Consider the following 20,481-nt stretch of genomic DNA (forward strand, 5'->3'; position numbering starts at 1 on the left):
GGGGGGGGGCGCGCGGCGGCCCGCGCGCGCGCGCCGCGCCCCCCGCGCCCCCCCGCCCCCCCCCCCCCCCGCGGCCAGCTGGTGCGGCTTGACGACGAGGTCGTAGACGAGCCCGGCCGCGGCTACGGCGGTCAGCCCGCGCTGTACGTCCGGCCGCAGGAGCCAGCGCGGGTCCGGCTCTTCCTGGACCTGGTGCCGGATGCCGACCAGCCGGTCACCGCCAGGCCGTTCACGCAGGGCGGCGATCGTGTCGGCGACGTCCGGGGCGGTGAGGTCGGTCCATCCGACGACGCCCGCGATGAGGTCGCTGTCGGCGGCGAGGGCCAGCAGTTCGGGTGTCTCCTCCGGCACGCAGACCGTCTGGACGACGACGGTGCCGGCCACTCCCGCGGCCCGTGCCTGGGCGGTGAGGTCCGCGGTCGAGAAGGACCGGGCGAGCGGGGCGAGGGCCTCACCCGTGATCCATGGCTGCGGCCGCGCCGCGAGGTCCCAGACGTGGTGGTGCGCGTCGATGATCTGCCGGATCACAACTGCCACACCACCGGAAGTCCTGCTTCGGCGCCTGCCTCGGAGTAGTCGTGAACGACGTCGAGGAGGTCGGCCATCCGTGCCTGCCAGGCGATGTTGACCGGAAGGTGTTCCAGCTCGGCGAGCAGGCGGGCGTAGTCGTCGCACTCCAGCAGGTGGAACAGTTCGCGGTCGCTGCGCCAGATGGTCCACGAGGCGACGCCGGCGGCCCGGATGGCGGTGGTGAGCTCGGCGGGCACCTCGCGGTGTGCGGCCTCGTACTGTGCGATCCGGTCCTCGCGTATGCGGGTGTGCAGGGCGATTCTCATGGTTGCTCCGGGTGGGTGGAGGGGCCGACGACGATGACGTGCAGGGTGCGGGGGCCGTGGACGCCCTCCACCCTGTCGAGTTCGATGTCGCTGGTGGCGGACGGGCCGGAGACGAAGGTGAGTGGCAGGGCCGGGTCGAGGCGGCTCAGGGCGTCGGGGACGTCTGCGGCGATCTGCTCGGCGCGGATGACGCACAGGTGGTAGTCCGGGACGAGGGTGAGGGCGCGCGTGCCCTGTCCCGGGCCGGTGTCGAGGACGAGGGTTCCGGTGACGGCGATGCCCACCGCGGCGAGGGTGAGGGCACCGTCCAGCGCGTCGAGGGCCGGCACGTCGAGCGGTTCGCCGTGCCACTTCCAGTCGCCGGGCGGGAGCAGTTCGGCGGGGAAGCCTTCGGGCAGGGCGAGGTTCCGGGCACGGCGGGCGGTGAGGGCGGCGGCGATGGCGGCTGGCAGGCCGGCCCGGTCGGTGCGGGTGACGGAGGCGCGGTAGTCCGCGACCCGTTCGGCGAACAGGGCGACGACGTCCTCGTCGGGCCGGGTGTGGGTGCGGCGGTAGGTGCGGGGAACGGGCACGTCCGCCGGAGTCTCGTCGGCGGGGACGTCGACGAGGGCGGCCCTGATGCGCCCGAGTATCGCGTCGCGGCTGGTCATCGGCCACCTTCTCGGTTCTTGCGCCACCAGGTGCGAAAGGACTCGGCGGGCGGTGCCGGTGTGTCCCGGGTGTCGGACCAGCCGTGCAGTGGGCCGGGCAGCCGGCCGATGCGCCCGCGCCGGGCGAGGGCGCGCCCGCCGAGGGCCGCTGCCTTCTGGGCCGCGGTGAGGAGCCGTGGGGAGTCGAGGACGGTGGCGGCGGTCTTCATCGCGACCGCCTCGGCGGTGGGCAGGCGGCCGGCGGAGCGCTTGGCCTCGACGGCTTCGGCCCGCAGGTGGGCGAGCAGCTCCGGGATTTCGATCTTCACGGGGCAGGCGTCGTAGCAGGCCCCGCACAGTGTGGAGGCGAAGGGCAGGGTGGCGGCGTGCTCGACCCGACCAGCTGCGGGGTGAGGACGGCACCGATCGGACCGGGGTAGACGGAGCCGTAGGCGTGGCCTCCGGTGCGTTCGAAGACCGGGCAGACGTTGAGGCAGGCGGAGCAGCGGATGCAGGCGAGGGCCTGGCGGCCGACGGTGTCGGCGAGGGTGTCGGTCCGGCCGTTGTCGAGCAGCACCAGGTGGAACCGGGACGGGCCGTCGCCGTCGGTGGTGCCGGTCCAGGTCGACGTGTACGGGTTCATCCGCTCACCGGTGGAGGAGCGGGGCAGCAGCTGAAGGAAGACCTCCAGGTCGGACCAGGTGGGGACGACCTTCTCGATGCCCATCACGGTGATCAGGGTCTCGGGGAGGGTCAGGCACATCCGGCCGTTGCCCTCGGATTCCACGACGACGACGGTACCGGTGTCGGCGACGGCGAAGTTGGCGCCGGAGACGGCGACCTTGGCGGTGAGGAACTTCTGCCGCAGGTGCCGGCGCGCCGCCTCGGCGAGTTCGGCCGGGTCGTCGGTGAGGTTCTCGGGGGCGGGACGGCCCCAGTGACCCATCTCGGCGGCGAACAGGTCGCGGATCTCGGTGCGGTTCTTGTGGATCGCGGGGACCAGGATGTGGGAGGGGCGGTCGTCGCCCAGCTGGACGATGAGTTCGGCGAGATCGGTCTCGTAGGCGGTGATCCCGGCCCCGGCGAGGTGCTCGTTGAGGCCGGTCTCCTGGGTGGCCATGGACTTGACCTTGACGACCTCGGACTCGCCGGTGGCCCGGATCAGTTCGGTGACGATGCGGTTCGCCTCGGCCGCGTCGCCGGCCCAGTGCACGGTGCCGCCCGCCGCGGTCACCGACTGCTCCAACTGCGTCAGGTACCGGTCGAGATGGCGGGCGGTGCGCTTCTTGACGGCGGCGGCCGAGGTGCGCAGGTCTTCCCAGTCGTCGAGTTCCGAGGCGACGGTGAGGCGCTTGTCGCGGATCGTGGCGGTGGCCCGCTTCAGGTTGGCACGCAGCTGGGTGTCGCCCAGGGCGCTGCGGGCGGCATCGGGGAAGGGCGGGGCGCCGAGCCAGACGACGCCGCGGTCGCCGTGGCCGCTCATCGTGTGGCTCCTTCGGTGGCGGCGAGGATCTCGGCCAGGTGCATGGTCCGTACGGCGCATCCCTGTCGGGAGAGGCCGCCGCCGATGTGCATCAGGCAGGAGTTGTCGGCGGCGCACAGCACGTCGGCGCCGGTGGACAGGACTCCTTGCGCCTTGTCGGTGAGCATCGCGGCGGAGGTCTCGGCGTTCTTGACGGCGAAGGTGCCGCCGAAGCCGCAGCAGGAGTCGGCGGCCGGGAGCTCCCTGAGGTCGATGTCCTCGACCGCGCGCAGCAGTCGCAGCGGCCGGTCGCCCAGGCGCAGCCCTCGCAGCGAGTGGCAGGTGGGGTGGTAGGTGACTTGGTGGGGGAAGCGTGCGCCGACGTCGGTGACACCGAGGACGTCGACGAGGAACTCGGTGAACTCGTGGACCCGTGGACCCATTTCGGTCACCTGCTGGTGGAGGCCGGGGTGTCCGTACTTCTCGGCGAGCACGGGGTGGTTGTCCCGGACCATGCCCGCGCAGGACGCGGACGGGGTGACCACCGCGTCGTACTCGGCGAAAGTGCGGGCGAAACGGGCTACCAGGGGAACGGCGTCCGGGCGGTAGCCCGTGTTGAAGTGCATCTGCCCGCAACAGGTCTGTTCCTGCGGGAAGTCGACGGTGTGGCCGAGCCTCTCCAGCACCGCCAGCACGGCCCTGCCGGTTTCGGGGAAGAGGGTGTCGTTGAAGCAGGTGATGAACAGGGCGACGCGCATCAGCGCTCCTGTACGGGGGTCGGGACATGCGGCGGAAGCAGCCCGCGTTCCTTGATCTCCGCCCACAGCGCGCCCGGCACGGGGTGGTGCAGCAGGGCGGCGGCGTCCTCGGCCTCGGCGGCGCTGCGGGTGCCGACCAGGACGCTCGCGACGGCCGGGTGCCCGAACGGGAAGCGCAGGGCGGCGGCGCGCAGCGGTACGCCGTGCCGCTCGCAGACGGCCTGGAGGTCGAGGGCGCGTGCCACGAGGTCCTCCGGGGCGGTGGCGTAGTCGAAGGTGGCGCCGGGGCGCGGGTCGGCGAGCAGGCCGGAGTTGAAGACGCCACCGATGACGACCGCGACGCCGCGATAGGCGGCGAGCGGCAGGAGACCGGCGAGTCCGCGCTGGTCGAGCAGGCTGTACCGGCCGGCCAGGAGGACGGCGTCGACGTCGGTCTCGCGGACGAAGCGGGTCAGCAGTTCGGCCTTGTTCATGCCGACGCCGATCGCGCCGAGGACACCTTCGCCGCGCAGCCGTTCCAGCGCGGGGTAGGCCTCGTCCAGCGCCTGCTCGGCGTGGTCGTCGGGATCGTGCAGGTAGGCGATGTCGATGCGGTCGAGGCCGAGGCGTTCGAGGCTGTCGGCGAGGGAGCGGCGGATGCCGTCCGCGCTGAAGTCCCACACGCGGCGGTGGGTGGCGGGCACGGCGAAACCGGCCGCGAGGTCGGTTCCGTCCGCGTCCGCCGGTTCGAGCAGTCGGCCGACCTTGGTCGACAGGGTGTACGCGTCCCTCGGGCGATCGCGCAGGGCGGCGCCGAGGCGTCGCTCGGACAGGCCGAGGCCGTAGTGCGGGGCGGTGTCGAAGTACCGCACACCCGCGTCCCAGGCGGCGGTCACGGTCTGTCCCGCCTGGTCGTCGGTGACCGGGGTGAACAGGTTGCCGATGCCGGCCGCGCCGAAGGAGAGCTCGCTGACCCGCACCGCGCTGCGGCCGAGCCGGTTCTGGCGCAGCGTCACGACTGCGGCTCCGGTCGCAGGCGCAGGCCGGCCATGCCGCCGTCGACCGCGAGGGCCGTGCCGGTGGTGCTGCCGGCGGCCGGGGAGGCGAGGTAGGCGATGGCTGCGGCCACCTCCTGCGCGGTGACCAGGCGGCCGGTGGGCTGGCGCCCGCCCAGCGCGGCCCGTTCGGCGGCCGGGTCTTCGGCGGCGTCCAGCAGCCGCCCGACCCACGGAGTGTCGACGGTGCCGGGGTTGACGCAGTTGACCCGGATTCCCTCGCGTACGTGGTCGGCGGCCATCGCCAGGGTGAGTGAGAGCACGGCGCCCTTGCTCGCCGAGTAGAGGGCGCGCTGGGGCAGGCCGGCGGTGGCGGCGATGGAGCAGGTGTTCACCACGGAGGCGCAGTCGGATTCGCGGAGGTGGGGAAGGGCGGCACGGGTGGTGCGGACAATGCCGAGGACGTTGACGTCGAGAACGCGGTGCCACTGCTCGTCTGGATTGTCGGCGACCGTTCCGGCGGCGCCGATCCCGGCGTTGTTGACCAGGATGTCGATACCGCCGAGCTCCTCGGCCGCCTCTTCGACGGCCGAGCGGACGGAGCGGTCGTCGGTGACGTCGGCGGGGTGGGCGCGCAGCGGCGCGGGCACGCCGCTCGGGTCGAGGTCGAGGACGGCGACGGTCGCGCCGCGTCCGCTCAGCAGTTGGGCGGTGGCCAGTCCTATGCCGGAGGCGCCTCCGGTGACCAGGGCGGTCAGCCCGTCGAGGTCGGTCTTCATGCGTGGTCCTCCGCGTCCGTGCCGGGCTCGCCCAGGGCGGCGTCGGCCGTCCAGAACTCGCCGCCCGGGTAGCTGTAGGTCTCGATGCTCGCCTGGTGCATGGTGGCTGAGAAGCCGGGCGAGTCGGGTGCCCGGTAGTGGCCGTCGGTGATCACCACGGGGTCGAGGAAGTGCTGGTGGAGGTGGTCGACGTACTCGATGACGCGGTCCTCGGTGGTGCCGGTGAGAGCCACGTAGTCGAACATCGACAGATGCTGGACCAGTTCGCACAGTCCTACGCCGCCGGCGTGCGGGCACACCGGCACGCCGAACTTCGCGGCGAGCAGCAGGATGGCGAGGTTCTCGTTGACTCCGGCCACGCGGGCGGAGTCCAGCTGGAGGACATCGATGGCGCTTGCCTGGAGGAGCTGCTTGAAGACGATGCGATTGTGCACGTGCTCGCCGGTGGCGACCTTGACGGGGTGCACGCCGCGCCGGATGGCGGCGTGCCCGAGGACGTCGTCGGGACTCGTGGGCTCCTCGATCCAGTACGGGTCGAACTCGGCGAGTGCCTTCGTCCATGCGACTGCCTCGCCGATGTTCCACCGCTGGTTGGCGTCGATGGCCATCCGGATGTCCGGTCCGACCGCCTGTCGGGCCGCGCGGCAGCGGCGGATGTCGTCCGCGAGGTCGGCGCCGACCTTGAGCTTGATCTGGGTGAAGCCCTCGGCGACGGCCTCCTTGGCCAGGCGGGTCAGCTTCTCGTCGGAGTAGCCGAGCCAGCCCGGGGAGGTGGTGTAGGCGGGGTAGCCGCGCCGCAGCAGGTCGGCGGCCCGCTCGTCGGCGCCCTGCTTGCCCTTGCGCAGGAGTTCCAGGGCCTCGTCGGGAGTCAGCGCGTCGGTAAGGTAGCGGAAGTCGACCTGGGAGACCAGCCACGCGGGGTCGGCGTCAGTGAGGAACTGCCACAGCGGCTTGCCCTCCCGCTTGGCCGCCAGGTCCCAGACCGCGTTGACGACCGCACCGATGGCCATGTGCATCACGCCCTTCTCCGGCCCGAGCCAGCGCAACTGGCTGTCGCCGATCAGGTCGCGGTACAGGGTGCCGGGGTCGGCGCACAGTTCGGCGACCGGGCGTCCGACGACGTGTTCGGACAGCGCGTCGATGGCGGCGACCTGGACATCGTTGCCGCGGCCGATGGTGAAGGTGAAGCCGTGGCCCTCATGGCCGCCCTCCGAGGTCCGCAGGACGACGTAGGCGGCGGAGTAGTCGGGGTCGGGATTCATCGCGTCGGACCCGTCCAGCTCCCGCGAGGTCGGGAAGCGGATGTCGTAGGTGTCGACGGCGGTGATCCGCGCCGTGGTTGCGGACAACTCGGTGCCTTTCACGCGTTGATGAGCGTCTGACGCTGGGTGCCGAGCCCGTCTACGGACAGCTCGACCACATCCCCCGCGCGCAGGTACGGGGTGCCGGGCAGGCCGAGGGCCACGCCGGCCGGAGTGCCGGTGTTGATGACGTCGCCGGGGCGCAGGACCATGTACTGGCTCAGGTACCAGACGAGGTACGCGACGTCGAAGATCATGTTCTTGGTGTCGCCGTTCTGGCGCTCCTGACCGTTGACGGACAGGCGCAGGCCGAGTCCTTGCGGGTCGCCCACCTCGTCGGGGGTGACCAGCCAGGGACCCAGGGGGTTGAAGGTCTCGCAGGACTTGCCGAGGTCCCACTGGGCGGAGTAATCGAGCTGGAACTCCCGCTCGGAGACGTCATGGCTGATCGCGTAGCCCGCGATGTGACCGGCGGCCTCGGCGGGGCTCGCCAGGTAGCGTGCCTCCGTGCCGATGACGACGGCGAGTTCGACCTCCCAGTCGGTCTTGACCGAGCCGCGGGGGATCCGGACCGCGTCGTAGGGGCCGACGACGGTGGAGGGGTCCTTCATGAAGACCACCGGCCGTTCCGGGGCGGCCGCGCCGGTCTCCTCGGCGTGGTCACGGTAGTTGAGACCCACGCACACCACCTTGCCGGGGCGGGCGACCGGAGCGCCGATCCGCCGACCGGCCGTGGCCAGGCCCGGCAGCGCCCCCTCGGCCAGCGCCTGCCTGGCCCGGTCGACGCCGCCGGAGGCGAGGAACGGTCCGTCGATGTCGGCGGTGACGCCGGTGAGGGCGAAGGGCGCGCCGTCTTCGTCGAGCACCGCCGGTACTTCCGCTCCCGGCTCCCCGACCCGCAACAACTTCATGTCCTTCTCCCGTCGTCGCTCCAGAGATGCAGAACCCTCCGTCGGTGAATACATCGGAGGACTGTGCGGAGCCCCGACCATACGAGCGACCGTCACACCACCGCAAGCAGTCCTCCGACCTTTCTTACCTACTCACCTTCCCGCGACGTCTCTATACGCTCAAAACAGAGCTAGTTCGGCGCAGAAACAGCATGTTTTTGCATTGTGGTCAGGAATCCAAGCATCACGAATCAGATTCATCCGAGGTCTCCCCTTGTCAGCCGTGTTTCAGCCTCGTAAGGTCCTCGATACCGCAAGGCATCCGATGACGCGGAAGGCGCTTCGCCGCAGGTTCTGCCACGGGTCGCCATGACCGCGAACGGGTCCTTCTCCCAGGTCAACGCGGGGACCGAAGTGGGTTCGCCCCCGCCGGTCCAGCACCCGGGGAACGAGCCTCACCGTTACCGCCCCGGTCCCCCGACATGTGCACCCGCAGTTCAGCAGAGGCACCCGCCACCCCAGCCAAGGAGATCAGCACCATGAAGTTTCGCTCCTCCAGACTCGCGGCCACGGCCGCCACCGTGGCCGTCCTGGCGGGGTTCGCCACGGCCTGCAACCGCGACAGCGGCTCGGCGGACTCCGGCAAGCCGACGATCGGCATCGACCTGCCCCGAGCCGACTCCGACTTCTGGAACTCCTACGCCCAGTACATCAAGCAGGGCGCCGACACCCAGGGCCTGAGCACGCTGCCGATCAGCAACTCCCAGAACGACGTGACCAAGCTGGTCTCCAACGTCAAGGTGTTCCAGAACACCGGCGCGAAGGCCGTCGTGATGGCCCCGCAGGACACCGGCGCCATCGCCTCCACGCTGGACCAGTTGGCCGCCAAGAAGATTCCGGTGATCAGCGTCGACACCCGCCCCGACAAGGGGGACGTCTACATGGTGGTCCGCGCCGACAACAAGGCGTACGGCACCAAGGCGTGCGAGTTCCTCGGCAAGCAGCTCGGCGGCAAGGGCAAGGTGGCCGAACTGCAGGGCGCTCTCAGCTCCATCAACGGCCGCGACCGCTCCGAGGCGTTCGCCGCCTGCATGAAGGAGAAGTTCCCCGGTATCAAGGTGATCGAGCTGGCCACGGACTGGAAGGGTGATGTCGCCTCCGCCAAGCTCCAGTCCACCCTGGCCGCCAACCCCGACCTGGGCGGCATCTACATGCAGGCCGGCGGTGTCTTCCTGCAACCCACTCTCGCCCTGCTCCAGCAGAAGGGTCTACTCAAGCCCGCCGGACAGCCCGGCCACATCACCATCGTCTCCAATGACGGCATCCCGCAGGAGTTCGACGCGATCCGTAAGGGCCAGATCGACGCCACGGTCTCCCAACCCGCCGACCTCTACGCCAAGTACGCGCTGTACTACGCGAAGGCCGCCGCCGAGGGCAAGACCTTCGAGCCCGGCCCCACCGACCACGGCTCGACCATCGTGGCCCTGCCCAACGGTCTGGAGGACCAGCTTCCCGCTCCGCTGGTGACCAAGGAGAACGTCGACGACAAGGCCCTGTGGGGCAACAACGTCAGCAAGTGATCCCACCGGGAATCTCCTGCGCGGCGGCCCGGGAACGCCTCTTTCTGCCTCCCCTTCAGGCCGCCGCTCACGAGCCCCCCAGCGGAAAGGACAACCCGCCATGGCGGACCCCAGCCCCGTCCGGGGCCCTGTCGTCGAGGCCGACGGGATCACCAAGCGCTTCGGCGCCACCGTCGCGCTCAGTGGAGCCCGTATCTCGGTCGCGCCCGGCGCGTCGCATGCCCTGGTCGGCCGCAACGGAGCGGGCAAGTCCACGCTCGTCTCGATCCTCACCGGACTCCAAAGCCCCGACACCGGGACCCTGCGCTTCGACGGCGAGCCGGCCCCGTCGCTCGGGGACACCGACGCCTGGCGCTCCAAAGTGGCCTGCGTCTACCAGCACTCCACCGTCATCCCTGCCCTGACCGTCGCCGAGAACCTCTTCCTGGACCGGCAGAGCGACGGCGCCCTGCGCCCGATCAGCTGGAAGCGGCTGCGCCATCGCGCGACGGAACTGCTCGCCGAGTACGGCGTGGACGTGGACCCGGCCGCACGCGCCCAGGACCTGACCGTCGAGCAGCGCCAGTTCGTGGAGATCGCCCGGGCGCTGTCCTTCGGCGCCCGGTTCATCATCCTCGACGAGCCCACCGCCAAGCTCGACGCACGCGGTATCGACAGGCTCTTCGACAAGCTGCGCGCCCTCCAGCGCCAGGGTGTCGCCTTCCTGTTCATCTCCCACCATCTGCAGGAGGTCTACGACCTCTGCACCACGGTCACGGTCTACCGCGACGCCCGGCACATCATCACCGCACCGGTCGCCGAACTGGACCATCACGCTCTGGTCGAGGCGATGACCGGGGAGAGCTCTCACAACACCGGCCCCAAGTGGTCGGTGAGCGACCGGACACGCTCCGAGGGGCGTCTCCTGCTGGAGGTCTCCGGGTTGAGTCTGGACGGCGCGTACCAGGACTGTTCCCTGACAGCGCGTGGCGGCGAGGTGGTGGGGCTCGCCGGTGCGGCGGCCAGCGGCAACGTCCAGCTCGGCGAGACCCTGGCCGGCCTGCGCCGGCCCGGGGCCGGGACGGTTACGGTCGCGGGCCGCCAGGTACGCACCGGCCAGGTCCCCGCCGCGCTCGCGGCCGGTATCGGCTTCGTCCCCGAGGACCGGCACATCCAGGGCCTCATCCCGCAGCGCAGTGTCGCCGAGAACGCCACGCTGACCGTCACCGACCAGCTCGGTCCGTACGGCACGGTGCTGCCCTCGCGGACCCGGGCCTTCGCGCAGCGGATGATCACCGGGCTCGACATCAAGACGCCCGGCCCGTCCACCCCGGTGTCCGCCCTGTCCGGCGGGAACCAGCAGAAGGTCGTCATCGCGCGCGCACTCGCCACCGAACCACACGTCCTGGTCGCCGTCCGGCCGACCAACGGCGTCGATGTCAAGTCCAAGGAGTCCCTGCTGGGCACCGTCCGCGAGGTCTCCGATGCCGGGAAGACCGCTTTGATCGTGTCCGACGAACTCGACGACCTCCAGGTCTGCGACCGCGTCGTGGTCATGTTCCACGGCAGGGTCGTCGCCGAGTTCGCACACGGCTGGAGCGACGAACAACTGGTCGCAGCCATGGAGGGCATGGCCGGCCCGACCGACACGAAGGACAGCCATGTCTCCCACCACTGAGCTCAGCACGCAGCCGGCCGCGGCCGTCTCCGTACCCGCCGGGCGCCGTATCGACCTCGCCCGACTCCGTGACCTGTCACTCGTCCCGGTACTGCTCGTCCTGGGCGTCATCGGTTTCGTGGTCTCGCCCGCCTTCCTGACGACCGACAACCTGCTCGGCGTCGGCCAGCAGGCCACCGAGCTGAGCCTGCTCGTCCTCGCCCAGGCGCTGGTCCTGATAGTCGGCCGGATGGACCTCTCCCTGGAGTCCACGATCGGCGTCGCACCGGTCGTCGCCGTCTGGCTGGTCCTGCCCGACCACGGCGCCCGCTTCCTCGGCCTCGGGCTGTTCCCCACCTGGGCCGCCATCCCGCTGTGCCTGCTGGTCGGCGCGCTGATCGGCGTGATCAACGGATTCCTCATCATCAAGCTGCGGCTGAACGGCTTCATCGTCACCCTGGGCATGCTCACCCTGCTGCGCGGTCTCCAGGTCGCCATCTCCGAGGGTCAGTCGATCGTCAACCTGCCCAGCTCCTTCACCTACCTGGGCCGCGCCAGCTGGCTGGGGATCCCCGCCGGCATCTGGATCTGTGCGCTTCTCTTCCTGATCGGCGGCAGCGCACTCTCCTGGCTGCGCCACGGCCGCGCCCTGTACGCGATCGGCGGCAACGCCGAGGCCGCCCGGGCGGCGGGCATCCGCGTCGACAGGATCGTGTGGTGCGTCCTGGTGATCGGCAGCCTCCTCGCCGCCTTCGCCGGCATCCTCTACACCGGCCACTACGGCTCCATCTCCGCGGACCAGGGCAACGGCTGGATCTTCCAGGTCTTCGCCGCCACCGTCATCGGCGGCGTCAGTCTCAACGGCGGCCGAGGCACCCTGTTCGGTGCCCTCACCGGTGTGCTGACCCTCCAGCTCGTGGTCAACGTCATGACCCTCGCCGGTGTGCCGCCACTGTGGAACCAGTTCCTCAACGGCGCGATCATCATCGTCGCGCTGATCATCTCCCGCTTCGCCTCCGGCGAGAAGCAGGAGTAGCACGCGACCCGAGCCGTCGCCCGGTGGCCGCGCGAGAACACCCCGAGTCGGCGGGACCGGGCCCGGCGCGCTGCCCGCGCCAACAGAACGGGAGCACCCCATGGCGGTGACGGACCTGGCCATCGGCAGGATCAAGGAAATGATCCTCTCCGGCACCCTGCAGCCCGGTTCCCGGCTGCCCAACGAAGCCGACCTGGCCGAGTCTCTCGGACTGTCCCGCAACTCCCTGCGCGAGGCCGTACGGGCGTTGACCGCGATGCGCATCCTGGTCTCCCGCCAGGGCGACGGCACCTACGTCTCCGGCCTGGAACCGCACCTCCTGCTGGAGACCATGGCCTTCGCCGCCGACGTCTCCCACGGCCACACCGCCCACCAGCTCCTGCAGGTGCGTCGTCTGCTGGAGCCGCAGGCGACGGCCCTCGCGACCGGCCGGCTCACCACCGAGCAATTGGACGGTCTCCGCGAGATCCTCGACCGGAGCGCCGCGGCCAAGGGCATCGAGGAGTTCGTGAGACTGGACATCGAGTTCCACCGCACCATCGTCGACGCCGTCGGCAACCCGGTCCTGTCCACCCTTCTCGGCATCCTCTCCACCCACACCCAGCGGCTGCGCATCGTCCGCGGCGCACAGTACGCGCCTGCCCGCGAACGGGCCCAGCGCGAACACGAGGCCATCTGGCGGGCGCTCACCGCCCGCGATGCAGGTCTCGCCGCCGGCGCCAGCGCATTCCATGTAGCCGCCGTCGAGGACTGGCTGACAGGCGGTGCGGCAGGAGACGGCCCCGGTCTTCCAGCCCCCTGAAGCGTGCCGTCGGACTCACCGCACGGCGAGCGCTCAGCAGCAAGTCGGAAACCCATGCACCGGGCGCCTTCAGAGCGCGAACCCGCTTCCCCCGAGAGTGACCCGCAGCCATTGTTCGACGCCGGCGACGTGCACCGTCATCCAGGACCGGGCCAGTTCGGGGTTCCGGTCGGCGATGGCCTCGCAGATCGCCCGGTGCTGATCGCGGGTGCGTTCCACCGCTCCCTCTTCGGTCAGCCCACGCCAGATTCGTGCCCGCGCGGTCGGACCGGAGATCCCTTCGATCAGCGAGCAGAGCACCGGGTTGCCGGCTCCGGAGGCGATCAAACGGTGGAACTCCAGGTCGTTGGCGATGAGCTCCTCCAGCGACGGCTCGCTGGGAAGACTCTCCAGGACATCCTGCAGGGCGGCGACGTCCTCCTCCGGCATCGCCCGGGCTGCCCTGGCAGCGGCGGCAGGCTCCAGGATCCGGCGGACCTCGAGGAAGTCCAGCACCGTGTCGTCCTGATGAAAATCGACGACGAAGCCGAGCGCATCCAGCAGCAGCCCGGGCTCCAGGCTGGTCACGTACGTTCCATCACCCTGCCGCACGTCGAGTACCCGGATCAGCGAGAGCGCCTTGACGGCTTCCCTGAGGGAGTTACGGGACAGTCCCAGCCGCTCAGCCAGGACAGCCTCCTTGGGCAACCGCTCACCCGGGCGCAGCTCGCCGTCGACGATCATTGCCTTGATCTTCTCGATCGCCTCATCGGTGACCGGCACGGTGTACCTCCTCGTACTGCTGGCGCCACTATACGTCGGATGAATGACCCTCCGGGGGCGACCATAGCTGACGAGGCGCATACACCCCACGTCTGGCTCGAGGACTTCGTCAGACCTCCCCCCTTACCACCTGGGCCCCAGAGCGTTGGCCCGCGAACGTCGCCACGAGTACAGCGCCCCTGTCCGAAGCAGCCGGCCATGATTGGGTCCGCCGATCGGAACGGGACGGTGGGTGATCGGCGCTGGAGGGCGGCCGGGTATCGGTATCGAGGTGGCGCACCAGGTGCCCCGCCGAGGTCGAGGCCGCAGTCTGCCAACTGCGGGGCTCGTACCCCCGGTTGCGGCAGCGGCCCTATTGTTCATGAGCCGGCCGACACCGCCGTGCGCCTACCTCATGTGCGTGCGGGGGCCCCGATGGCGGTCCCCGCCGCGAGCGACGGGACGAAGCGGTGCTCCGCCGTGAAACGGATGGTCCGTCCGCCCCAGTTGCCCGAAGACCTGGCCTTCAGCTGACCGTCCTCCACGGCCGCGCCCGCGGGGACGGCGACGCGCCAGGACTGGCGCAGTACTCCGCCGGAGGGCAGGTCCGCGCGCGCCGGTCCGGATGTCCGGCGCAGCCGCCACCCCCGCGGACCGGTCAGCCGCAGTCGTGTGTCACGCCAGGACACGGCGGAGCCGTTGGCGACGGTGGCGGTGATCTCGTAACTGCGTCCCGGCTCCACGTGGTCGGGTGCGGTCAGGCGGACGCCGAACGGCACGCGCCGGTAGTCCTCCACCCAGGCGTCGCGCATGACGGCGACCAGCCGGGCCGCGACGTCCGGGTGCGCCGCGGCCAGGTCCGTGCGCTCACCGGGGTCGGCGTCCAGGTCGTACAGTTCGACGTGCCACAGGTCGTCCGGGGCCGTGCGGTCCCGGTCCGGGGCGAAGCGCACGGCCTTCCAGTGGTCCCCCCGGGTGGCTTCGGCGAGGGTGAGGATACGACCGCCGTCCTCGCGTGCCGCGCGGGGGGTGGACCAGGGGTCGTTCCGATACCAGTACAGGTGATCGTGTTGCCGGTCCCCGGTGCCGGTGGTCAGCAGCTTCGCCAGCGACAGTCCGTCCACGTCGCGCGGTCGCGGTGCCCCGGCGAGGTCGGCGAGGGTCGGCAGCAGATCGGCGAAGTGCGTGGGCCGGTCGGTCGTCCCCGGAAGGACACGGCCGGGCGACCACGCCAGGAAGGGCACGCGGATGCCTCCGTCGTAGAGGTTGCGCTTGTAGCCGCGCAGCGGGCCGCTCGCACGGAAGACGTCGGGGTTCACACCGCCTTCCTCGTGCGGACCGTTGTCACCGGCGACCAGCACGACCGTGTCGGCAGCCTTTCCGCTGTCCCGCAACGCCTTCATCACCGCGCTGACGTGCGTGTCCAGGAGCGTGACCTGAGCGGCGTGGCCCTTGTCGGCCGCGCTCCAGGGCTCGGCGTCGTACTCACTGGTGTCCGGCACGTCGCTCGGCGCGTGCGGAAGGTTGGGGGCGTGGTAAAGGAGGAAGGGGCCTTCGGTGTTCTTGATGAAGTCGACGCAGCGTGCGAGGAAGGCGTCCGGGGCGAAGGTCCCCTTTCCGCCGTCCGCGTTTCCCGGCAGTGCCTCCTTGGTTTCGTTGTGCCAGAGATACTCGGGGTAGTAGTCGTGGGCGTGGTCGTGGTCGATGTACCCGTAGAAGTCGTCGAAACCACGCTGGTTCGGGTGGCTGGGCTGGTGGGCCGTCTCGGGGCCGAAGCCCCATTTGCCGTACAGCGCGGTGCGGTAGCCGACGGCTCGCAACGGCTCGGCGAAGGAGGTGTCGTCCGCGGTCAGGGCGCCCTGCGGGCCGGAGAAGGGGTTCTGCCGGACTCTCGCGTGGCCGCCGTGCAGCCCGGTCAGCAACGAGCAGCGGGACGGCGCGCACACCGGAGCGCCGGCGTAGGCATCGGTGAAACGCAGCCCTTCTTCGGCGAGCCGGTCGAGGGCCGGGGTGTGCATGAGGCGCTGGCCGTAGGCGCCCAGCTCTCCGTAGCCGAGGTCGTCGGCCAGGATCAGAACGATGTTGGGCCGCCTGGTCCCGGCGGTGGCGGGTGGGTCGGCGACCGCCGTCGCGGCCAGGGCGGTCGCGGTGGCACCGGCGATCAGGAACTGACGGCGACTGGGCACGTGCTCCTCCAAAGGGCTTGGGGCGGCTGAGAGGACATACGGATGGTGCGCGCTGGGCCTGTGGGGAACGTCGACCAGGTGTGGAGGGGTGACCGCCTCTCATGAAAGGGGACTTGTGTGTCGGCTTCAGCCCGGGACGGCGCAGCGGAAGCCGGTGTGTCCGGTGGCGCTGTCCGGCGTGTTCGAGGTACGGGCCGCCACGCGGTAGCGGTTGCAGTAGGACCGGTGGCAGAGATAGGAGCCGCCCCGCAGCACCCGGACCTTCCCGTCCGGCGGTCCGACCGGGTCGACGCGGGTCTCCGGCAGGTCGGTGGCGTGCCAGTCGGCGCCGAAGCGGTCGGCGCACCATTCCCAGACGTTGCCCGAGGTGTTGTGGAGCCCGTAGCCGTTGGGGGCGAAGGCGTTCGCAGGGGCGGTGCCCACGAAGCCGTCCTCGCACGTGTTGCGCACCGGGAAGTCACCCTGCCAGATATTGCAGCGGTGTCGACCGCGCGGGGTCAGTTCGTCTCCCCACGGGAAGCGGGCCCGCGCGAGTCCACCGCGCGCGGCCTTCTCCCACTCGGCCTCGGTGGGCAGCCGCTTGCCGGCCCAAGTGGCGTAAGCGGTGGCGTCGTTCCACGACACGTGGACCACGGGGTGGTTGCCCCGGTCTCCGATGGAGGACCCGGGTCCCTCGGGAGCGCGCCAGCAGGCTCCCTCGACGGCCCGCCACCACGGTGCGCCGGGAACCCTGCCGGGCAGCACTGCGTGCCGTGCCCTCGGAGGCACGAACGCGCCGAAGACGTAGGACCAGCCGATGGTCTCGGCCTCGGTGCGATACCCGGTGGACTTGACGAAGACGGCGAAGCGGGTGTTGGTCACACAGGTGGTGTCGATATGAAAGGGGCTGACGAACACCTCTCGCACCGGGCCCTCCCCGTCGGCGGGGAAGGCGTCCTCGTCGTCCCCGCCCATCAGGAACGGACCGCCGGGGACGGCGGCCATACCGCGCAGCAGGTCGCTGCGGCTCCGCACGGGGATCTCGAAGTCCGTCTCGGGCGCGACGGTTCCAGGGGCGGTGTCGGCACCCGCGGCCGTCTCCCGGGCCGGACCGCAACAGCCGTTCACCGTCGTCCTCCCTCGGCGGCGGGCACGGCAGAGGCCGCGAACCCTGGTGCGGGCCGCGGCATCAGCCGCTCGAGGTCCTGGCCGTGCGAGTGCAGCAGCAGGGCCACGGCACCGCGTGCGGCGGCGTCCGCGCCCAACGCCGCGCGGCAGACGGTGATGTCGCGGGGTGCGGTCGGCAGCGAGAGTGTGCGGACCTGTTCCCGGATCGTCGTCAGGACGGGGTCCTCCAAGGCGGCCGGTTCTCCGTCGATCATGATGCACTCCGGATCGGTGTGGGCGGCGAGTGCGGCGAGGACCCGGCCGGCCAGAGCGGCGGCTTCGCGCAGTACGGTCCTCACGGTCTCCTCGCCGGACTCGGCGAGGGACAGCAGTTCGTCCGCGTCCCGGACCCTCACCCCCCGCTCGGCGCACCGGGTCAGCAGCGCCGGCAGCCGGATCTCGGCCTCCAGGCAGCCGCGGCCTCCGCAATGGCACGGCGGCCCTCCGGGATCGCAGCTGGTGTGGCCGATCTCGCCGGCGGTGCCGTGGGCGCCGCGCACCAGACGTCCGTCGGTCACCAGCCCGCCGCCCACCCCGTCGGACCAGCGCAGGTAAACGGCGTTGTCGTGGCCGCGCGCCGCGCCCCAGGTGACCTCGGCGAGGGCGGCCAGGCGCGCGTTGTTGTCCACGACGACCGGGGCGTGGAAGTGCCGTTCCAGCGCCGCGGCGATGCGCGCCGCGAACGGGGTCATGGAGCGCGGGTCGGCGGAGGCCGGGTCCTGGACGAAGCCGGGCAAGCCCAGCCCGATGCCCTGGAGGGGGGCGAGAGCGATCCGCCGCTCCCGCAGGAGTTCACCGACGGCCCCGGTAATCGCGTCCACCCGTTCCGCGGGTCCCGCCTCGCCCGGGACCGGTGCACGGTGCCGGCCCACGATCTCATGGGCGGAATTGACGACGACGATGTGCGTCCGGTTGCGCTGGAGCTCGATGCCGATCAGCTCGGCTCCGCGGGGGTTGAGCGTGATCTCCGTCGGCGGGCGACCGCGTCCACGCTGCTGTGCCGCGGCCGTCTGCTCGACGACGGCCTCCCGCTGCAGCAGGTCGGACACGATCGCGAACAGCGTGGTGCGGGACAGTCCGACACGGCGCATCAGTTCACTGCGGCTCAGCGCACCCGAGCGGCGGAGCTCACCGAGTACGACGGCCTCGTGGGCACCTCGCAGCCGCTGGAGGGCGTCGGGACGTTCAGACATGGACGCATGGTCAGCCGCGCGACTATTTATGTCAATGCCTGGGATAAATAAGGCCGTTGGCTCCAGGCACTTTATTCCGAAGGGTTGACTTAAAGGCGCCGCGTCCCTACGGTTCCCGTCACTCGGCAACAGAAGGCAACGCGAGCGCACACAAACGAAAGGCACATGTCCTGTGGCTCCCCGCAATGTCCTGTTCCTGATGACCGATCAGCACCGTGTGGACACGCTCGGCTGCTACGGGAATCCCCTGGTCCGCACTCCGGCTCTCGACGCGCTGGCTGCTGAGGGAACGCGGTTCGACCGCTTCTACACCCCCACAGCCATCTGCACCCCGGCCCGCGCCTCCCTCGCCACGGGTCTCCACCCCTTCCGTCATGGCCTGTTGGTGAACCCCGAACGCAACGGTGGCAGCCGCGACGAACTGGACGACTCCCACCCGATGTTCATGAGCCGGCTCATGGAGCACGGCTACCGGGTGGGCCATGTCGGCAAGTGGCACATCGGCCGGGAACGCGGCCCCGAGTTCTACGGCCTGGACGGCGAGCACCTCCCGGGCGCGCTCAACCCTTTCCACCACCCCTCGTACACGAAGTGGCTGGAGGACAACGGCTTCCCGCCCTTCGCGGTCCGCGAGCCCGTCCTCGGCACCGCCGCCAACGGCACCGGCCGCGGCCACCTCATCGCCGGCCGGCTCCAGCAGCCCCCCGAGGCCACCCTCGAGGCCTTCCTCACCGAGCGCACCCTGGAACTGCTCGACGGCTACGCCGGCCGGTGGAAGGCGGACGGCACGCCGTTCATGCTCTCCTGCCACTGGTACGGGCCGCACCTGCCCTACCTGATCCCCGACGAGTACTACGACCTGTACGACCCGGCGTCGGTGCCGCTGCCGGCCTCCATGGCCGAGACGTTCGACGGCAAGCCGGACGTCCAGCGCCGCTACTGCGAGTACTGGTCCTCGGACGACTTCGACGCGGACGCCTGGCGCAAACTCATCGCCGTCTACTGGGGCTACGTCACCATGATCGACCACCAGGTCGGCCGACTCCTCGAAGCCCTGCGACGCCACGGCCTGTGGGACGACACAGCCGTCTTCTTCACCGCCGACCACGGCGAGTTCACCGGCGCCCACCGGCTCAACGACAAGGGCCCGGCCATGTACGAGGACATCTACCGCATCCCCACCCTCGCCCGCGTCCCCGGCGCCCCCGCCCAGGTCTCCGACGACTTCGCCACCCTGATCGACCTCAACCCCACGATCCTCGACCTGGCCGGCATCCCCGTCCCCGAACAGTGCGACGGCCGGAGCCTGCTGCAGCTGCTGAACGGCGAACCGGCCCCGTGGGGCACCCGCGACCAGGTCGTGGCGGAGTTCCACGGCCACCACTTCCCGTACTCCCAGCGCATGATCCGCGACCGGCGCCACAAACTGGTCTTCAACCCGGAGAGCGTGCACGAGCTGTACGACCTGGAGACGGACCCGCACGAACTGCACAACGTGTACGAGTCCCCTGCCCACGCCGGCGTGCGCCGCGACCTCACCGACCGGCTCTACCGCGAACTGCTGCGCCGCGGCGATCCCGCCTACACCTGGATGAGCTACATGTCCGACATCGGCGGCGGGCGCGCCCCGGACGTCGACGGCGTGGCGGCGGAGGTGTCATGAAGGAAGACCTGGCCGTCGGCGCACCGGCCCCGCCCGGTGACACCGGCACTTCGGGCGCCGACGGACCGCGGGCACCCCGGCGCGGGACACCGCGCGACGAGCAGTCGCGCGGTCGCGGCGAGGGCCGTCTCGGCGGGGTGCTCCTCGGTCTCCTCTCCGCGGTCCTCGGGCCGCTGGTCTGGGTCCTGCTCGCGCACAGCGGCATCGACGACTTCCCCGGACCGCTCGAAGTGGCCCGGCGCGCGGGCGAGATGATCCGCGAGGGCACGCTCCTCGACGATGCCGGTGCCAGCCTGAAACGCGTGCTCACGGGCTACGTGCTCGGGGTCGCGCTCGCCGTCCCCGTGGGCTTCGTCATGGGCTGGTACCCGGTCGTCCGCCGACTGGTGGAACCCTGGCTCCAGTTCTTCCGCATGGTGCCGCCACTGGCGATCATCCCGCTGGCCATCGTCCTCATGGGCATCGGCGAGACCCCGAAGGTCTTCGTCATCTTCCTGGCCTCGTTCCTGTCCTGCGTCGTCTCCACCTTCCAGGGGGTCGTCGCGGTCGACGTGACCCTCGTCAACGCCGCCCGCGTGCTGGGTGCACGGGACGGCCGGATCTTCCTCGGCGTCGTCGTCCCCGCCTCGACCCCCTTCATCCTGGTCGGCATGCGGATCGGCCTCGGCGCCTCCTGGGCCACCGTGGTCGCGGCCGAACTGATCGCCGCCCAGGGCGGACTGGGATTCCGCATGCAGCAGGCGCAGCTCTACTACGACCTGCCCACCATCTTCGTGCAGCTGATCGCCATCGGAACCATCGGACTCGTCATGGATCGCCTGCTGCTCCTGACCGAGCGACGGCTGACCCACTGGCAGGAGCGGAGGTAG

The 20,481-nt window shown here is 70.7% G+C and carries 18 protein-coding genes and 1 pseudogene; 6 read left to right on the plus strand and 13 right to left on the minus strand.

Features of this window, described 5'->3' with window-relative positions; translation table 11 throughout:
* From ACFWR9_RS16145 to ACFWR9_RS16185, 9 genes and pseudogenes are all read right to left on the minus strand, one after another.
* Nucleotides 1-537: amidohydrolase family protein (locus tag ACFWR9_RS16145; RefSeq protein WP_383841730.1), on the minus strand; the 537-nt coding region annotated here is incomplete at its 3' end.
* Nucleotides 525-836, minus strand: coding sequence for an L-rhamnose mutarotase (locus ACFWR9_RS16150; protein WP_383841733.1), 312 nt, complete (start codon nt 834-836; stop codon nt 525-527). The genes ACFWR9_RS16145 and ACFWR9_RS16150, both read right to left, overlap by 13 nt.
* Nucleotides 833-1,486, minus strand: coding sequence for a lactate utilization protein C (locus ACFWR9_RS16155; protein WP_383841736.1), 654 nt, complete (start codon nt 1,484-1,486; stop codon nt 833-835). The genes ACFWR9_RS16150 and ACFWR9_RS16155 overlap by 4 nt, the downstream gene beginning before the upstream one ends.
* A pseudogene (locus ACFWR9_RS16160) lies at nt 1,483-2,918 on the minus strand (LutB/LldF family L-lactate oxidation iron-sulfur protein); the annotation flags it as partial. The pseudogene ACFWR9_RS16160 and the gene ACFWR9_RS16155, both read right to left, overlap by 4 nt.
* A gap of 26 nt (nt 2,919-2,944) precedes the next feature.
* Nucleotides 2,945-3,685 carry a (Fe-S)-binding protein gene (locus tag ACFWR9_RS16165; RefSeq protein WP_383841739.1) on the minus strand — a complete coding sequence of 247 codons (741 nt, stop codon included), beginning with the start codon at nt 3,683-3,685 and terminating at the stop codon, nt 2,945-2,947.
* A complete protein-coding gene (locus ACFWR9_RS16170) occupies nt 3,685-4,674 on the minus strand; it encodes an aldo/keto reductase (RefSeq protein ID WP_383841891.1) in 990 nt (329 codons plus the stop codon). Before ACFWR9_RS16170 ends, ACFWR9_RS16165 begins: the two co-directional genes overlap by 1 nt.
* Nucleotides 4,675-4,676: 2 nt before the next feature.
* Complete coding sequence (locus ACFWR9_RS16175) at nt 4,677-5,438, minus strand: SDR family NAD(P)-dependent oxidoreductase (protein ID WP_383841742.1); 762 nt, start codon at nt 5,436-5,438, stop codon at nt 4,677-4,679.
* On the minus strand, nt 5,435-6,787 hold the full coding sequence (locus tag ACFWR9_RS16180) for an L-fuconate dehydratase (RefSeq protein ID WP_383841745.1): 1,353 nt from the start codon (nt 6,785-6,787) through the stop codon (nt 5,435-5,437). The genes ACFWR9_RS16175 and ACFWR9_RS16180 overlap by 4 nt, the downstream gene beginning before the upstream one ends.
* 11 nt (nt 6,788-6,798) lie before the next feature.
* Nucleotides 6,799-7,650: a fumarylacetoacetate hydrolase family protein gene (locus ACFWR9_RS16185; RefSeq protein ID WP_383841748.1), complete on the minus strand. Its 852-nt coding sequence runs from the start codon at nt 7,648-7,650 to the stop codon at nt 6,799-6,801.
* 518 nt (nt 7,651-8,168) lie between these two features.
* Here ACFWR9_RS16185 and ACFWR9_RS16190 point away from each other — a divergent pair.
* From ACFWR9_RS16190 to ACFWR9_RS16205, 4 genes are all read left to right on the plus strand, one after another.
* Nucleotides 8,169-9,209 carry a sugar ABC transporter substrate-binding protein gene (locus ACFWR9_RS16190; protein WP_383841751.1) on the plus strand — a complete coding sequence of 347 codons (1,041 nt, stop codon included), beginning with the start codon at nt 8,169-8,171 and terminating at the stop codon, nt 9,207-9,209.
* Nucleotides 9,210-9,309: 100 nt separating this feature from the next.
* The gene (locus tag ACFWR9_RS16195; protein WP_383841754.1) at nt 9,310-10,866 is read left to right on the plus strand and encodes a sugar ABC transporter ATP-binding protein; all 1,557 of its coding nucleotides are present in this window, start codon (nt 9,310-9,312) and stop codon (nt 10,864-10,866) included.
* Entirely contained in the window at nt 10,850-11,881 is a 1,032-nt protein-coding gene (locus ACFWR9_RS16200) for an ABC transporter permease (RefSeq protein ID WP_383841757.1), read from the plus strand. The genes ACFWR9_RS16195 and ACFWR9_RS16200 overlap by 17 nt, the downstream gene beginning before the upstream one ends.
* Nucleotides 11,882-11,981: 100 nt before the next feature.
* The gene (locus ACFWR9_RS16205) at nt 11,982-12,683 is read left to right on the plus strand and encodes a FadR/GntR family transcriptional regulator (RefSeq protein ID WP_383841760.1); all 702 of its coding nucleotides are present in this window, start codon (nt 11,982-11,984) and stop codon (nt 12,681-12,683) included.
* A gap of 69 nt (nt 12,684-12,752) precedes the next feature.
* Here the strand turns inward: ACFWR9_RS16205 and ACFWR9_RS16210 are convergent, their stop codons facing one another.
* The 4 genes from ACFWR9_RS16210 to ACFWR9_RS16225 form a co-directional block, all read right to left on the minus strand.
* The gene (locus ACFWR9_RS16210; RefSeq protein WP_383841763.1) at nt 12,753-13,445 is read right to left on the minus strand and encodes a FadR/GntR family transcriptional regulator; all 693 of its coding nucleotides are present in this window, start codon (nt 13,443-13,445) and stop codon (nt 12,753-12,755) included.
* A gap of 392 nt (nt 13,446-13,837) precedes the next feature.
* Entirely contained in the window at nt 13,838-15,610 is a 1,773-nt protein-coding gene (locus ACFWR9_RS16215; protein ID WP_383841766.1) for a sulfatase-like hydrolase/transferase, read from the minus strand.
* A 126-nt stretch (nt 15,611-15,736) separates the two neighbouring features.
* A complete protein-coding gene (locus ACFWR9_RS16220; RefSeq protein WP_383841769.1) occupies nt 15,737-16,717 on the minus strand; it encodes a formylglycine-generating enzyme family protein in 981 nt (326 codons plus the stop codon).
* Nucleotides 16,714-17,949, minus strand: coding sequence for an ROK family protein (locus ACFWR9_RS16225; RefSeq protein ID WP_383841771.1), 1,236 nt, complete (start codon nt 17,947-17,949; stop codon nt 16,714-16,716). Before ACFWR9_RS16225 ends, ACFWR9_RS16220 begins: the two co-directional genes overlap by 4 nt.
* Before the next feature lie 172 nt (nt 17,950-18,121).
* Between ACFWR9_RS16225 and ACFWR9_RS16230 the strand changes: the two genes are divergently transcribed.
* Complete coding sequence (locus ACFWR9_RS16230) at nt 18,122-19,612, plus strand: sulfatase-like hydrolase/transferase (RefSeq protein WP_383841774.1); 1,491 nt, start codon at nt 18,122-18,124, stop codon at nt 19,610-19,612.
* The gene (locus ACFWR9_RS16235; protein WP_383841777.1) at nt 19,609-20,481 is read left to right on the plus strand and encodes an ABC transporter permease; all 873 of its coding nucleotides are present in this window, start codon (nt 19,609-19,611) and stop codon (nt 20,479-20,481) included. Before ACFWR9_RS16230 ends, ACFWR9_RS16235 begins: the two co-directional genes overlap by 4 nt.

The sequence above is a fragment of the Streptomyces sp. NPDC058534 genome, assembly GCF_042717365.1.
Classification (GTDB): Bacteria; Actinomycetota; Actinomycetes; order Streptomycetales; family Streptomycetaceae; genus Streptomyces.

Bases quoted from the DNA above. Each gene is read 5' to 3' on its own strand.
- ACFWR9_RS16150 (WP_383841733.1), bottom strand. From the start codon at position 836: ATGAGAATCGCCCTGCACACCCGCATACGCGAGGACCGGATCGCACAG.
- ACFWR9_RS16155 (WP_383841736.1), bottom strand. From the start codon at position 1,486: ATGACCAGCCGCGACGCGATACTCGGGCGCATCAGGGCCGCCCTCGTC.
- ACFWR9_RS16165 (WP_383841739.1), bottom strand. From the start codon at position 3,685: ATGCGCGTCGCCCTGTTCATCACCTGCTTCAACGACACCCTCTTCCCC.
- ACFWR9_RS16175 (WP_383841742.1), bottom strand. From the start codon at position 5,438: ATGAAGACCGACCTCGACGGGCTGACCGCCCTGGTCACCGGAGGCGCC.
- ACFWR9_RS16185 (WP_383841748.1), bottom strand. From the start codon at position 7,650: ATGAAGTTGTTGCGGGTCGGGGAGCCGGGAGCGGAAGTACCGGCGGTG.
- ACFWR9_RS16190 (WP_383841751.1), top strand. From the start codon at position 8,169: ATGAAGTTTCGCTCCTCCAGACTCGCGGCCACGGCCGCCACCGTGGCC.
- ACFWR9_RS16195 (WP_383841754.1), top strand. From the start codon at position 9,310: ATGGCGGACCCCAGCCCCGTCCGGGGCCCTGTCGTCGAGGCCGACGGG.
- ACFWR9_RS16200 (WP_383841757.1), top strand. From the start codon at position 10,850: ATGTCTCCCACCACTGAGCTCAGCACGCAGCCGGCCGCGGCCGTCTCC.
- ACFWR9_RS16205 (WP_383841760.1), top strand. From the start codon at position 11,982: ATGGCGGTGACGGACCTGGCCATCGGCAGGATCAAGGAAATGATCCTC.
- ACFWR9_RS16225 (WP_383841771.1), bottom strand. From the start codon at position 17,949: ATGTCTGAACGTCCCGACGCCCTCCAGCGGCTGCGAGGTGCCCACGAG.
- ACFWR9_RS16235 (WP_383841777.1), top strand. From the start codon at position 19,609: ATGAAGGAAGACCTGGCCGTCGGCGCACCGGCCCCGCCCGGTGACACC.